Source organism: Nocardioides sp. SRI_004 (assembly GCF_057586415.1).
The window spans coordinates 144,273-157,815 of sequence record NZ_JBYCZV010000008.1; the positions used below are offsets into that span (position 1 = coordinate 144,273).

The 13,543-nt window shown below is 70.0% G+C and carries 19 protein-coding genes; all 19 read right to left on the reverse strand.

The genetic code is table 11. From position 1 onward, the window contains the following. Nucleotides 1-10: 10 nt before the first annotated feature. The 19 genes from AC2YHB_RS12975 to AC2YHB_RS13065 all read right to left on the reverse strand — a co-directional run bounded on the left by AC2YHB_RS12975 (nt 11) and on the right by AC2YHB_RS13065 (nt 13,446). Nucleotides 11-325 carry a hypothetical protein gene (locus AC2YHB_RS12975; RefSeq protein WP_487354062.1) on the reverse strand — a complete coding sequence of 105 codons (315 nt, stop codon included), beginning with the start codon at nt 323-325 and terminating at the stop codon, nt 11-13. A gap of 107 nt (nt 326-432) precedes the next feature. Beyond that, nucleotides 433-1,047 (reverse strand): hypothetical protein, encoded by a 615-nt coding sequence (locus AC2YHB_RS12980; protein WP_487354063.1) that lies wholly within the window; start codon nt 1,045-1,047, stop codon nt 433-435. Further along, nucleotides 1,047-1,280: a hypothetical protein gene (locus AC2YHB_RS12985; RefSeq protein WP_487354064.1), complete on the reverse strand. Its 234-nt coding sequence runs from the start codon at nt 1,278-1,280 to the stop codon at nt 1,047-1,049. The genes AC2YHB_RS12980 and AC2YHB_RS12985 overlap by 1 nt, the downstream gene beginning before the upstream one ends. A 94-nt stretch (nt 1,281-1,374) precedes the next feature. Beyond that, nucleotides 1,375-1,896: a phage tail tube protein gene (locus AC2YHB_RS12990; RefSeq protein WP_487354065.1), complete on the reverse strand. Its 522-nt coding sequence runs from the start codon at nt 1,894-1,896 to the stop codon at nt 1,375-1,377. Nucleotides 1,897-1,902: 6 nt separating this feature from the next. Continuing rightward, a complete protein-coding gene (locus AC2YHB_RS12995) occupies nt 1,903-2,370 on the reverse strand; it encodes an SAP domain-containing protein (protein WP_487354066.1) in 468 nt (155 codons plus the stop codon). 12 nt (nt 2,371-2,382) lie between these two features. Further along, nucleotides 2,383-2,766 carry a hypothetical protein gene (locus AC2YHB_RS13000; RefSeq protein ID WP_487354067.1) on the reverse strand — a complete coding sequence of 128 codons (384 nt, stop codon included), beginning with the start codon at nt 2,764-2,766 and terminating at the stop codon, nt 2,383-2,385. Continuing rightward, nucleotides 2,763-3,155 carry a hypothetical protein gene (locus tag AC2YHB_RS13005; protein WP_487354068.1) on the reverse strand — a complete coding sequence of 131 codons (393 nt, stop codon included), beginning with the start codon at nt 3,153-3,155 and terminating at the stop codon, nt 2,763-2,765. The genes AC2YHB_RS13000 and AC2YHB_RS13005 overlap by 4 nt, the downstream gene beginning before the upstream one ends. 1 nt (nt 3,156) lies before the next feature. Further along, on the reverse strand, nt 3,157-3,603 hold the full coding sequence (locus tag AC2YHB_RS13010) for a DUF6093 family protein (RefSeq protein WP_487354069.1): 447 nt from the start codon (nt 3,601-3,603) through the stop codon (nt 3,157-3,159). A gap of 2 nt (nt 3,604-3,605) precedes the next feature. After that, nucleotides 3,606-3,983 (reverse strand): hypothetical protein, encoded by a 378-nt coding sequence (locus AC2YHB_RS13015; protein ID WP_487354070.1) that lies wholly within the window; start codon nt 3,981-3,983, stop codon nt 3,606-3,608. Nucleotides 3,984-4,041: 58 nt separating this feature from the next. Next, nucleotides 4,042-4,443: a hypothetical protein gene (locus tag AC2YHB_RS13020; RefSeq protein ID WP_487354071.1), complete on the reverse strand. Its 402-nt coding sequence runs from the start codon at nt 4,441-4,443 to the stop codon at nt 4,042-4,044. Beyond that, the gene (locus tag AC2YHB_RS13025) at nt 4,443-5,489 is read right to left on the reverse strand and encodes a major capsid protein (protein WP_487354072.1); all 1,047 of its coding nucleotides are present in this window, start codon (nt 5,487-5,489) and stop codon (nt 4,443-4,445) included. Before AC2YHB_RS13025 ends, AC2YHB_RS13020 begins: the two co-directional genes overlap by 1 nt. A 35-nt stretch (nt 5,490-5,524) precedes the next feature. Next, complete coding sequence (locus AC2YHB_RS13030) at nt 5,525-5,920, reverse strand: head decoration protein (RefSeq protein ID WP_487354073.1); 396 nt, start codon at nt 5,918-5,920, stop codon at nt 5,525-5,527. A gap of 38 nt (nt 5,921-5,958) precedes the next feature. After that, a complete protein-coding gene (locus AC2YHB_RS13035) occupies nt 5,959-6,789 on the reverse strand; it encodes a hypothetical protein (protein ID WP_487354074.1) in 831 nt (276 codons plus the stop codon). 115 nt (nt 6,790-6,904) lie between these two features. Then, nucleotides 6,905-7,156, reverse strand: coding sequence for a hypothetical protein (locus AC2YHB_RS13040; protein WP_487354075.1), 252 nt, complete (start codon nt 7,154-7,156; stop codon nt 6,905-6,907). Continuing rightward, entirely contained in the window at nt 7,149-8,696 is a 1,548-nt protein-coding gene (locus AC2YHB_RS13045) for a hypothetical protein (RefSeq protein WP_487354076.1), read from the reverse strand. Before AC2YHB_RS13045 ends, AC2YHB_RS13040 begins: the two co-directional genes overlap by 8 nt. 3 nt (nt 8,697-8,699) lie before the next feature. Further along, nucleotides 8,700-10,184 carry a hypothetical protein gene (locus AC2YHB_RS13050; RefSeq protein ID WP_487354077.1) on the reverse strand — a complete coding sequence of 495 codons (1,485 nt, stop codon included), beginning with the start codon at nt 10,182-10,184 and terminating at the stop codon, nt 8,700-8,702. A gap of 25 nt (nt 10,185-10,209) precedes the next feature. Continuing rightward, entirely contained in the window at nt 10,210-11,904 is a 1,695-nt protein-coding gene (locus AC2YHB_RS13055; RefSeq protein WP_487354078.1) for a hypothetical protein, read from the reverse strand. 10 nt (nt 11,905-11,914) lie between these two features. Further along, nucleotides 11,915-12,574, reverse strand: coding sequence for a phage terminase small subunit (locus AC2YHB_RS13060; protein ID WP_487354079.1), 660 nt, complete (start codon nt 12,572-12,574; stop codon nt 11,915-11,917). A 503-nt stretch (nt 12,575-13,077) separates the two neighbouring features. Then, complete coding sequence (locus AC2YHB_RS13065) at nt 13,078-13,446, reverse strand: hypothetical protein (protein ID WP_487354080.1); 369 nt, start codon at nt 13,444-13,446, stop codon at nt 13,078-13,080. Nucleotides 13,447-13,543: the final 97 nt, after the last annotated feature.

A 13,543-nucleotide genomic window follows, 5' to 3' on the forward strand; every position in this document is an offset into this window, starting at 1 on the left:
GGTCACCGCCTCACTTCTTCGGGGCCGCCGCACGCGGCGGAACGGGCTTGATGAACGTGCGCCGGCCATCGGCGGGCCGCGGCTCGCGTGCGGGCGCGTCCTTGCCGAGCCCCTTGAGGAACTCGTCGTCACGCTTGTCGAGGAACCGGCGGTACTGGGTCGCACCGGCGCAGACGGGGCAGACCTTGTCCTCGAAGGTGACGTGCAGCGTGCTCGGGTCGATGACCGACTCGTGGAATCCGCAGTCGCAGACCCCGGCCTCGTAGTCGGCCAGGGCGAGCATCTGGTCCCGCTCGGCGTCGTCCCACTCCGGCTCGCGTGTCACGACGGTGCGACCGGTGACGTTGCCGTCGGCGTCGTAGTGGGTGTGGGTCTCGGTCGGCTCCCAGCCCAGCAGCCGCTTCTCGCTGATGCCCAGCGAGCGGGCGAGGGTCAGTCGCTCTCGTCGCTCGGGGTCGCCGACGAGGGCCTCAGCGATTTTGGGACCAGACCCACCTTCTCGTGAAGCCGCACTACCTGACGGCAGGTCTGCTTGAGGTCGCCCGGGGCAGCGTTCTGGGCGATGAACTCCCAGTCCGCGGCGGTGATGGGCTCGCCGTTCCACGCGGCTGCGTAGGTGCCGAGTGCCGTCAGCAGGTCGGTGCCGTTGACGATGCCGTAGGCGGCGTCCTGGTCGAACTGGTCGATGGCTGCCGGCGCGCCCTCTTCGCTCTGCGGGGAGAGACGAGCGGGGTGTGCGTCGGCCCAGCGGCGCCACTCGCCGGCCGAGATGGCTCGGAGGGTGAGGGTGCCGGTGTGCTCGCGCATCCTCTCGAGCAGGACCTCGAGCTCGGCGTCGATCTCGGCCACTCGTGCGGAGTTCGGATCGCCGACACGACCGGGCTTCTTCGCCTTGCCGTCGTCGTCGGTCTCGGGGGTGAAGTCGGCCTTCTCGGCCTCGAGCTCCTGGATCTGGCTCACGAGCTTCTGCGACAGGCAGATGCGGACCTTGGCCTCCGGGAGGCCGGTCTCGTTCGATGCGCGCATCTCTGCGATCGACAGCGCCATCAGGCTGCTCCGTCCTTGGTCGCGTGGACGCGGGCGTCCGGGAGGTCGACGTCGAGGTGCGCGGAGACGCGCATCTGGACGATCCACTCGGCGTTCGGGTCTCCGGGCTTGGATGACTTGATCTCGAAGCCCTCGGCGAGCACGTGGTCGGTGATGTCGACGCCGTCGACGACCAGCTGGGCGATCTTGCCGTTGGTCGTCGCGTCGCCCGTGCGGAACTGGACGTGTGCCACGGTGGGTGCTCCTTCGTCGGGATGTCGGGATGGGTGTCGGGATCGGCGGAGCCCCGCTGGCCGGCTCCCGACGAACCGGCCAGCGGGGAGCGGGTCAGGCCGCGATGGCGCCGTAGGTGACGTCCTGGTTGGGGAAGAACATCTGGCTGATCTCGAACTCGGCGAAGTCGTCGTCACCGGAGGTGACGCGGTTCTGCCGGCCGAGGTAGCCGCGCCACGCCTCGTACTGGTCACCGACGGTGCCGGCGGTGCCGAACGGGATGCCCTTGCGGAACACGAGGATCCCGACGGCCGACTGCACCAGCGCCGCCTTGGCCTCGTTGTCCGCGTCGGCGTCGTCGCCCTGCGGGTCGTAGACGTAGCGCAGGTCGAACGCGGAGATCTCGGTACGGCCACGCTGCGGGAGGGTGATCGTGGTGCAGATCCGATTGGGCGCCGAGCCGGTGGACTCGGACGCCGACGGGTTCAGCGGGCGGAGGAAGCAGGAGAGGTCGACGGACGACGCGGCGTTCCACTCGGTCGCGAGGCTGATCGAGTCGAGGTCGGCCGCGGTGGAGATCCACCGGACGGCCAGGTTGCCGAGGACGGGGGTCGCCTCCGGGAAGTAGACGGACATGGTGGGTCACTCCTTGGTGTTGGTGAGGGTGGAGTCGGCGGCACCCTCGGTGGGCGTGACCGCCTCGTCGGACGCGTCGGCGTCCGAGGTCTCGGAGTCGTCGGGATGGGTGCCGGTCTGCCCCGGCGTGGTGTGGGCGGCGGCCTCGTCGTCTCGCTCGAGGAGCGCGACCAGCTCGGCCTTGTTGCCGCTGACCGGCAGCTGGGACTCGGCGTCCCTGCGGTCGTTGCGCTCGGCGATCTCGCCCTTGAGCTGCTTGACGGTCATCGCCTGGTAGTCGTCCGGTCCGGCCAGTGGGTCGAGGTTGCGCCGCGGCTTGACGGGCCGGCCGTTGGCCCGCACGGGACGGACGGGGCGCCCGTTGGGGCGCACTGCGTCGCCTTCGACGATCTGCAGGTTGCGGCGTTCGGCGAGCGCTCGCGAGACGGGGGCGATGATCCCGTTGTCGTGGAGCACGAGGACGAGGTCGGGCATGGAGATCCGCTCCTAGATGACGAAGGTGTAGGACTGCAGGCCGGAGAACCATCCGTCGTCGTACGCCGCGGGGTCTTCGGTCTCGAACTGGAAGGGCGTCGACGTGCGATCGCCGACGATGAGCCGGAGAAACTCCAGCTCGGTCCGGCAGGTCTCGAGGGACTTGCGGACGTTGGACACGGCGAACTGGCTCACGGCGCGGGTGGTGAGGCGGTAACCGGTTGTGCCGATGCCCCCGCAGTTGCGGCGCTGGCCGCCGAACATGCGGGTCAGGGTGAGCTCGACGTACTCGCTGGGCCGCTCAGCGGGCACCTCGTCGAGCTCGAACGCCTTCTTCGGCGCGAGGGCAGGGTCGAGGATGGCGACGATCGCGTCGGCAGTCTGCTGGGCGGTCACCAGAACCACTCCGACAGCTGGTCGTCGACCGAGCGTAGGAACGAGGGACCGACGATGTCGGCGGACCGCGCGAGGTCGAGGTGGGGAGGCTGGTTGCGAGAGCCGGTCTCGAACGACATCCCGCCCTGGGGGCGGGTGATGTCGGGCCCGTACTCGCCCGAGATGGTGTTCGCGAACAGGCCGAGACCGGAGTGCATCTCCGACGTGATGGCCTTCGGGTAGTGCTTGCCGTGCTTCCCGGCGGTCCTGCGGGCGTTCGAGCGGGCGAGGTTCGTGCCGACGCGCAGGCCGTCGCGGATCACGCCGCGCATGTCGGGTCGGACGCGACGAGCGATCTGCTCGAGGTCGCGCGCGAGGTCGCTGACACCTCCGGTGACTCGTACCTGCATGTCACACCTCCACGACGTCGAGGCGCCTGGCTGTGGCGAAGGACTTGGCCGGGGTCTCCACGACGAGGTAGCGGCGCCCCAGAAGTGCGGGGTCTGCGCCGCCTCCGACCGCGACGACCTCGTACTCCCAGCCGACGCCTCGCTGTTCGCCCGCGGTGGGGACGGGAGCCGAGACGGGGATGTGCAGCCCTCCGGTGAGGACGGCTCGGTCGACGTCGCCGATGCGGACGGACCTGGTCGAGGTGTCGCTGCCGACGCCGCTGCTGCTCTGGACCTTGCCGGGGGTGTGGACGACACCGGTGGCGTACGGCACGAGGGCGTACGACGGGACCTTGTAGCCGTCCGGCCCTGGGCCGAGGCCGGTGGGCCGGTAGGCGGCCAGCGACAGGGTCATCTGGGACTCTGCGTCGGCCTGGTGTTCGGCGAGCTCGGCCGGGCTGATGATCATGCTCAGCCGACCTGCAGCCGGATGGTGCCGTACCCGTGGCCGCGGCGGGTGCGCCCGGCGTTGGCGAGGCGGGCCTCTTCTTCTGCAGTGAGGAAGAGGCCGGCACGGGCGGCGGCGTCGGAGAGCCGTTCGGTCCGCGACGCGTCGTCGACGTGGCGGGTGACGCTCGCGTAGCCGCCCGGGTTGCGGAGCGGCCGTGCAGCGACCTCGAAGGTGATCGCGCGCACCCACGTCGGGATCTTGTCGGCGTCGGTGGGGTTCGCCCACTTCTCGATGACGAGCCCGTTGGCCAACTCGACGATCAGGTCGAGCCGGTCCCCGTCGACAGCAGTGCTGGCCCCGAGGTAATCCTTGAGCTCGTCACCGGTGATGATCTCCACGGCTGTGCTCCCTTCCTCGGGGCCAGCGACTGCTGGCGGTGATGCCGGGCTGACTGGGTCAGTCGGCGTTGGCGGCCGCGTCGGCCTGGGCGGCGTCGTCGCCCTCGAGCGCGGCAGCCAGGTCGGCCACCGTTCCCTTGCCGTCGACGACGATCAGGTCGTCGTCCTCACGGCCCTCGTTGCGGCTGGCGACCTCGGCCTCGAGGTCGGCCTTCTTCCACTTCGGGTAGGGCTTCACCTCGCCCTCACCGTCGCTGTCGTCGCCGGTCTGGTCGGCGTCGGCCGGGGTCTGGCCGCCGTCGTCCTCGGACTCGTCGACGTCGTCCGAGCCCCAGGCCTTGGGGTTCGTGATCTGCTTCGCCGCCCACTTCGGGACGTCGTCCCCGGGGTCGTAGAAGTGGACCTCGCCGTCCTCGTCGTGCACGTAGACGCGGCTGGTGCCGCCCAGCTGGCGACCCATCACGCCACGTCCGCGATCATCAGCTTGCGGGCGTTGGTGATGATCGGCATCGCCACGCCGTCCACGTAGGTGAACTGGCGGTACGGCGGGCCGATCTTCTCGACGACACCGACGATCCCGGGCGCGTCCTCGAAGGACAGGTCCGACTCGTTGGAGTTGACGAGCTCGAGCGCGGTGGCCGACACGCCGTACGCCGTGTAGCCGACCTCGCCGAGGTCCTGCGGGAGCAGCACGACCTTGTCGGCCGGCAGGACCCGCGTGGTGACGCCGTCGACGTCGAAGCTGCCCTCCATGGGCTCGTCGAACGTCGGCAGGCCCTCGCTGGCGAGGTACGCGTTGAGCTCGTTCAGCGAGACGCGGGTCTTGCCGAGCAGCGAGCCGTAGATCGCGGCGATGACCTCGTCGCAGCGGCAGACCGCGCGGATCCGGGCCAGGGAGGTCTTGATCCGGGCCGGGCGAGCGCCGTTGGTGGTGAGGTAGGCGTCCGACCAGGTCTCGAGGTCGGTCAGCGGCGTCATGGTGGCCTTGTTGGCCACCGTCCACTGCACGGCCGGCGTGACGAGGTTGCCGAGCGCGGCGAGGCCGTAGTCGGTCTCGCCGGCGTAGCCGTTCTCGCTGATGGTGAGCTTGCCGTCGGCGAACAGGTCGCCCCAGGCTGCCTCGAGGCGGTTGAGGACCTCGCGGGTGAGCTGCTCGGCCTCGTTGTAGATGGCCCGGGCGAGCGCCTGCTGGTTGCTGCCACCGAGGCGGGCGAACTCGAGCTGGAGGCGCTCGTACTCACCCATGGACAGGGACGTCGAGAGCGGGATCATGCTGACCCGCTTCTCGGAGCCCACGTCGCGCTCGGAGACGTGGATGCGGCCGTCGTAGGACCGGTACCGGGCGGTCCGGTTGGTCCGGACGATCTCGGCGAAGTCGACGGTGTTGGTCTCCGTGTCCCGGCGGGGGAACTCGGAGAGCAGGCGCAGGTCCTGGGTGACCGGGACCTCGCGCACGAAGGTGGTGAGGTCGTCGGGCTCCACGGGAGCGTCGAAGAAGATGACCATGGTGGGTTTCTCTCTCTCGTTCGGTGGGGCCCGGGTCAGGCCGAGAAGTGGCAGAGCTTGAGGTCGGCCTTGCCGGCGGCGTCGATCGCCCGCGGCAGCTTCGACTCCTTGATGAAGCCGGCCACGACGAGCGCACCGCCCGGGTCGGTGCCGTTGGACGGCACCTTCACGGCGGAGTGCAGCAGGCCGGCGCAGACCTCGCGGCCGTCGCTGGCGGCGTTGTCGTAGGGCCCGTACAGGCCGGTGGCCGTGATCTTGCCGAGCAGCTCGCCGGACTGGATGAAGCCGTTCGGGAAGTGGGTGCCGGCGGTGAAGGCGGACTGGTCGAGCACGATCGAGGGGTTCTCGCCCGGGCCCTGGCCCCACTGGCTGAGCAGCCAGCTGCGCTTCTCCACCTGGTACGCGGTAGTGGTGAGGGAGATGTCGGACATGCTGGGTTCCTTCCGGGTTCCCGGGGCGAGAGCGGTCGCTACTCGCCGGAGTTGGACTTGCCGAAGCGCTTCTGGGCCTCGGCCTTCCCGGCCGCTCCGCGCTGCTTCTGGCCGGAGCCGCTACCGCGGTTCCCGCCGCCGAAGTCACGGCGTCGGTCGGTGTTGCCCGTACCGGGCGCGGTGGTGAACCTCTTCGCGAAGTTCGTGATCTTGGTCGTATCGACCCCGTCGTCGCCGACGAAGTTGGCGACGTTGAAGTTGGAGACGAGCTCGTCGAGGTCGTCTCCGGTGATGCCACCTGCCTCGAGGGCGCCGCGGAACACGGCGGTGGCGGACGTTGCTCGGCTCTCGGCGAGAGCCTCCTTGCGGCCGGCCTCGCGGGCGTCGGCGAGGGCCTGCTCGGCGGGGGTCTGCTGGTCGCGCTGGATCTGCGCGTACGCGTCGAGGTCGGCCTTGATGTCGTCGAAGCTGCGGTCGCCCACCAGGCTCTCGAACCGGCCCTGGTGCTTGCGAGACTGGTTGCGCCAGTACGCCGCCTGCTGGGCGTCGGTCATCTCGGCGACCGGGGTGTCCTTCGGGAAACCGAGGTCGCGGCCCTTCTCGTCGACTGCGTTGCCGCTGCCGCCGGCGGCGCCCGAGCCGTCCGCGCCGCCCTGGCCGCCGTTCTGGCCGCCGGCGCCGCCAGTGTCGCCGCCGCCCTGGCCGCCAGCGCCGCCCTGGCCGCCGTTGTCGTCGGGCGAGGCGCCCATGATCGGCCAGATGGGCCGGCCGTTGGCGCGCAGGCCGATCGCCTGGAGCGCGACGCCCGTGTGGGGGTGGCGCATCGTGGGGTGGATGGGCAGGACGAAGGGGTTGCCGAAGTTGGCCATCGTGGTACTCCCTGTCGGAGATGGATCGGCCCGTATCGGGCCCGAAATGGCGAACACCCCGCCAGTCAGGACGGGGTGTTCGAGGTTGCGGAGTGCCGGATGGCCGCCAGCCTGATCAGGCTGAGGTCAGGGAGATCTCCCATTCCGGCACCGCGTCGCCGATGCGGTCGGCGAGGTCGGTGATGATCGAGCGGAGCTCGACCTCGTCGCTGAGGTCGATGTCGACGACGACGGTGAAGCCGGGGAAGTCGTCGGCCTCTTCGACGTTCACTGGGAGCCGGCGGTCGTGCTCGACCTGCCACTCCTCGACGGCGCGCTCGACAGACGCCAGGGGCGTCTGGCGCACGTAGAGCGAGAGGTCAGCCACGTCGCCAGTGTACTGCGGTTCCGTCGCCGAGGAGGATCACGATGAGGTCGAGGTCGTCGCCGTAGGTTCCGACCGCGCCGCGCAGGCCGCGGATCGCCTCGTCGCGCGACAGGTTCTCGTCAACGCCGTCCACGACCGCGACTCGGGCTTGGCTGCGTGCCTTTCGGAGCTGCCTCTTGATCGCGGAGGACTGGGCCTCACCGGGTCGTGCGTCGATGCCCTTGATCTCGACGCCGATCGTGGTGCCGGTGAGGACCGAGTCGGGGCCGCGGCGGTCGGGGACGTCTCGCGGGAGGACCTTGTCGAGCTCCTGCACCGACAGCAGCGAGATCCGCGGCTCGGCTGCAGCGAGACGATCTGCCGTGCGCCGCTCACGTGGGAGGAAGAACTCGCCCGGGTTGTCGGCCGAAGCGATGTACGGAGCGATGCGCTCGTAGGCCGGCGGCGGGTTGCTGAGTCGGTGGGGAGAAGTCACGCCGGCCTCGATGCGGTCTCCAAGCGCCAGGTCGTCCAGCGGGTCCGGCTCCCCGGCAGGCGCTGGCGGAGCGTCGTCGTTGTCGTCGCCTCCGCTGCCGCCGCGGCTGGCCAGCTCGGCCCGGATCTCGGCGATGCGCTTGCCGGTGCCGTCGCTGGCGAACTTCTCCTGCGACCGCTCGAGCTGGGCGAGGGTCTCCTCGAGCTGCTCGGTGCTCCGCTCGCCGTCGACGTTGCGGTTCTCGATCTGCTTGGCACCGGTGTACTTCTGGCCGCCGGCGACCAGCACCGGGCCGAGCTCGCCGTGCTCGACGACCTTGACCCGCAGGTTCCGCAGCTCGTCGCGGTTCGTGGTGCCGGCTTCCTTGTAGACCCGGCGGCGGTCTTCCTCATTGAGCTGCTCGGCCGGGTCGTTGCCGTCGATGATCGGCATCGTCTTGCACTTGCAGCCGTTGTGGATCGGGAGCAGGTCCTCGATCGAGTAGACCTCCAGCGACGCTGCCACGCACAGCAGGCAGGAACCGGACTGCGACAGCTCGGGCCGCAGCACCCGCCGGTAGTGGGTGACGCCGAGGTCTCGCATCGCGCCGAGCTCGGCCTGCCGGCTGGCGAGCATGATGTCGTCCTGGAGGAGCTGGGCCTCCTTCGCGATCGCGGCCTCCATCGCCGCGATCTCGGAGTCGACCTCCGCCATGGTCAGCCGGTAGGCCTTCATGGTCCGCTCATGGACGAGGTCGAGCGACGCGCCGTTGCGGATCACCGGTGCGCCGATGGCCGGGGTGCGCGCCGGGGTTCCGGTGAGGAGCGACACGGTCTGGGCGACGTACTCGGCCATCGCGTCAGCGACCGCGGTCTGCGCCTCGAGGGACAGCGCCGCGAGGTCCGCGGTCATGGCCGCGATCTCCGTAGGGGAGTACCAGCCGTCGTACGCCGTCAGCAGGCGGGCGGCAGCGGCCGCGGCCCGTTCGGTGACCGCTGCGGTCGCGGCCGCGGCCTGGTCGACCCACACTGCCGCCGCGGCGGAGGTCCCGACGGCTGCCAGCTGCTCGGGCGTGGAGACGGTCACCGGCTACTCCGCCGGCGCGGGGTCCTGCGGGGGCTGCGGGAGCGCGCCGTAGAGCAGGTCGCGGCCGCGCAGCGGGCGAAGTCGGTCGACCACGTCTGCGGGAGGCCGCTGGAACACGTCGGTGAAGATGGCCTCGACCGGGTAGCCGGCGCCCTTGAACTTCGGTCCGGCGTCGGCCATCTCCGCGAGCGAGTACCGCTCCACCGGGCCCCAGATGGGCTCGATCTTCGTGACGTCCGCCCGGTCGGTGTCGCCTTGGAACTCGAAGGCCATCGCCAGAGTCCTGGCCCAGCTGTCGGACGCGCGGGCGATGCGGTCGAGCACGTCGAAGGCGTGCTCCTCCCGCTGAGTCGAGGCGCCTTCGGCAGACCCGTTGGCGGCGTCCGGGGTGATCAGGTAGAGCGGCTTCGACTTCGTGAACGCCAGCCACTGCAGCTCGGCCTTGATCGACTCGGTCATCTGCCGGATGTCGGTGACGCCCGACTCCCAGATCTTCGACCCGGGCGGCAGCATCCACATCGCGTCGGGCGCCGAGGTGAACATGCCCGACAGCTCCGCGGCGGTCAGGCCTCGGAACCCGTCGTCATCCTCGTCATCGACCGCGGCGCCCTCGTCAGTCTCCTCGGCCATCTCCAGGGCCCGCTGACGGAACGCCTGGATCTTCCCGATCCACCACTCGTTGAAGAGCTTGTCGTTGATGCGGTCGAGGTCGTCGAGGTAGCCCTCGATCTCGCTCTTCCCGTCCTTGTTCTGGAACCGGACCATCGCGACGCGGTCGCCGGGGACGTCGTCGAACTTCGCCTCGTCCCAGTCCCAGCGGTCGGAGATCACCCACCGGTTGCGGAAGAGGGTGGTCGTCGGTGCCTCGCACTTCGCGACCCACAGCTCGCCCGGGAGGAACAGGTAGGCGTAGTCGACCTCGAGGTCCTCGTCGCGGAACATCTTCAGACCAGCGATCTCGACGCCGGTGTGCGGGTCGTGCGCGGTGATGCAGTTCAGCGGCGACTCGGCCGTGATCAACGACCACGACCGGGTGCTGTCCGGAGGCGTGGTGATCGTGTACCCATCGCCCAGCCCGAGCATGTAGTCGTGGACCTGGCGCGACTTCACGACCATGCCGTTGTGTCGCATCAGGTCCCGAGCTGCGACATCGCCGAGCTCGTCGTCGGCGGCCGAGGTGCGGAAGTCCCGGATGGTCATCCGGTTCGCGGTCGCCGACACCAGTTTGGGTGCGATGTTGAGCCGGCCCATCCGCAGGAACTGCCGGAACGGCTCAGCCCATCCGGAGTGGATGTCCTCGCGCAGTGGCGGGTCGCCGTCGAGGTAGTCCTGCAGCAGGTTCAGGCCGGGACGGATTCTGGACGGCTCGATGGTGCGACGGCTGTACCGCTTCGTCCCGGAGCGGCCCGCGCGGCGGTCGTGCAGCTTCGTGGCGAGCGTGTTGAGCCACCAGCCGGGGGAGCCGGGAGTGTCGGTGTCGATCGGCACGTCGGGTCTCCCTTCTCGTGGTGGGTCAGCGGATCCGCTGTGGGGCGACCTTGCGGCGGCGCTTCGGGGGCTTGGCGTTGGCGCGGAGTGCCGCCAGGCGCGCTTCCCAGGACAGGACCGCGGCCATCTGGACGTCGAACTTCCGCTCGGGGTGCAGCTTCTGCAGGATGAACAGCTGTTGCCCGTCGTCGTCCCACATCTTCAGATCGCGTCGGCCGGCGGCTGCCGCGTGCCGTGCGAAGACCTGCTCGAACGGGTCGTCGGACCCGTCAGTGGCGGGCGGCCTGCCGCCGGGCCGCGCGGTGTCGTCGTACGCGAACTTCACGGCACCCGAGGCGAGCGCCTCGCGGTAGGCGCGAATCGCGAGAGCCATCGGCCGTTTCCGTGCGGTCCACCACTCCTCGACGCATGGCCACCGTCCGGCCCAAGACCCGACGGTCTCGGTCCAGTGCGGCGGGTCTGCGTTGAACCGCCACACGTTCATCTTCGACATCAGCTCGGTGACCGACTCGGTGACCTCGTCCTCGTCGATCTCCCACTCGGCGTCCTCGGCCAGGTCGCGCGGTCGTTCCCACGCGGCCCAGAGCTGCTGCACGCCGGTCGCGATGTCGGTGATGACGATCCCGGTCGCGTCCCGGAAGCGAGCGCCGTCGAAGCCGGCCGTGACGAACGATCCAGGCGGGAGCCGCCCGGGCACGAGGAGCTCGGCTCGGCGGATGATGTCGAAGGCCTGCTCGTCGGAGCGGGTCCACCGGTTCAGCCACACCCGCTCGAGGTACTTCTTGTCGGCCTTCGGGTCGTCCCACTGCGAGGCGATGTCCTCGAACTGGCCGGGCCCGAACTCGCCAACAGGCCCGGTGGCCTCTTCGATCGCTGCGATCCGCTCGGCCTTGTTGGACAAGTCGTAGTCACCTGCGGCCCACCGGTGGACGTAGAACAGCCGCGGTTCCTCGATCTCGCCGCGGCCGATCGCTTCTGCCTCCGCGTGCAGGTCCTCCGCCACCGATCCCTGACCGGGTTCGCCGGCTGTGCCGACGTACAGCGCCCAGGGGTCTTCGAGTGGTCGCTTCGGCAGGTTCGCGCGCATGGTGGTGTGCGCCTGCTTCTGCATCGGCAGGTGGAGGCGGTGCGGTTCGTCGAACGCCTGGAAGGTTGTCCGGGCACCGTCGCGAGCGCCGGGGGAGTTGGCCAGCGGGACGGCCTTCCCGTCGGCCTTGCCGCTGGGGCTGAGCCTGATCGCTCTCTCGTTGGTGACGTCGAACAGGTCGGCATCGGGACCCTCGGTCAGCATGTAGACCAGCGCGCCGTACATGAGCTCTTCGACCTGGTCGACCGTCACCGCGAGCATCGGGATGTACGGCGCAACCACGGGCCGGCCGACTGGCTGGCCGTTGGCGTCGAACCCGTCGCACCGCACCGGGCCCTCGGGGTGCAGCTCGGCTTCGACGATCCACGCGCCGAGCTCGGTCTTGGCCAGGCCCTTCCGGACGCAGTAGCCGCAGCGCTTGTAGCGGCGGCGGCCGGCGAACCGGTGACGCTGAGGGTAGACCTCGTAGAACGAGTAGATCGCCGCGCGCTTGTCGTCGTCGAGGACCGCGGGCTCGCCCTGCAGCGACCCGGGGCCGAAGATCATCCGCTCTTCGATCAGGTCGCAGATCTGCGGGCCGAGAGTCGGCCAGGGCTCCTCGGGATCGAACCGCGGGACGACGAGTGTCGCCACCGGGCGCTACTTACGGGACCGCGGCGAGGTGAGCGCGAGGGTCGGGCCGGTCCTTCTTCGGCTGGGTGGCCGGCTTCGAGCCGTTGCCGCGGCGCTTCTCGCCGCGGGCCTTCGCATCCTCGGCGGTCTCGATCGTCCACTCCAGCCGGCGGCGGCTGTAGGGCGACAGGCCGAGGTCGGCTCGCTGGAGTCGGTACTCCGACAGAGCCTCCTTGCGCTCGCGCGCAGTGGCGGCGCACCAGATGTCGTCGTACAGCAGCGCCAGGGTGAAGAGATTGTGCCGGTCGGAGTCGTCCCACTCGCCAGCCATAGGCGAGGTCCAGACGTCGTTCCACCAGGCCTCGGTCTGTGCGTGCCAGTCGACGTCGACCTCGTAGCTGTCCTCGCCCTCACCGATGAACTTCGGCGGATGCGGCGGCAGGTCGGGGATCTGCCGCTCGGCGGCGACGAGCATCTCGACGAGCTCGGCCTTCGTGCCGCGCTTGGGGATCTGTGCGTCGGCCGGTCGGCCGCCGTTGACGACGTCGATCGCTTCGCGCAGCTGCGCCAGGGTCATCGTGGCGTAGGTGTCGGCGTTGGTCGCATCGTCGGCCACGCGGCGGAGCGTCGCCTTGGTGGCCGCCTTGTTGCGGCGGGCGCGGACCGACGGGTCCTTCTTGCGCTGGGGCATCGGTGGCCTCCCGTACCGGGATCGGTGCCCGTATCGGGCGAGGTGGATGTGCGCGCGAGGCCGGCCCCGAGAACCCGGGGAACCGTACGCGGCAGATTTGCAAGCCGCCCCCGGTCCTCCCAGGCGCACCCCGGGGCAGGGGGTCCCCGCCCAGGGGTACGGCGCTGCAGGAGGCCGTCAGGAGGCCGCTGAGGGCTGCCCAGCGCGCTCGTTGCACCGCCGGTGGGCTGGAGCGAGTGGGCCGCGCTTGTCGCGCGTGAGGTGGTGTGCCACGAACGAGCGAGGATGCGGAGATCGCAGCGAGAAGTCGATGCTCTCTTCGCACAACGAGCAAGGCCAGTCGTTCTGTTCGGCTCGCTCACGCAGGTGAGCGGCCCGGGCCTCGTGCATCGCGTCGTACCCGCGGGACTGACGGCTCGGCCGGCGCTCGCGACGGGAGTGGATCGGGCACGGCATCTGCTCGTCGCAGTCCTTCGCCCCGCATCGACGGATGGCTCTGGGCATCAGGTCGCTGCTGCCCAGAGCCAGGCTGCGATGAAGCCGACGAGGTAGGCGAGCGCTTCGGAGTTGCCGTCGTAGGGCTGGCCGATGTGGTCGAGCAGGCTGCCGGCTGCGTGGGCTGCCTCGTGCGCGACCAGGTCGACGAGGTCGGCGCCTTCGTCGGTGGCTTTGAGATCCAGCCACACCGTGAGGTGCGGGGTCACGCGGCCGTTGTCCGCCGTGTGGAGTGTCAGGCTCACCGAGCCTTGGGCGTTCGGGTCTTCCTCGAGCGACGGAAGCTGCCGACGCAGGGACCGCCACTGCTTGGGAGTCGTCGCGCAGTGGACCCAGGCGCCGTAGATGTCGAGCTGGTGCGAGAGTGGCTTCGACATCCGCACCCCCTGAATGACGAAGGCCCGCGGGTTGGCGGGCCGATTCCGGTATCAGGGGATGCGGTCGCTCACCCATCCGGTGCCAGAAGCATAGCGT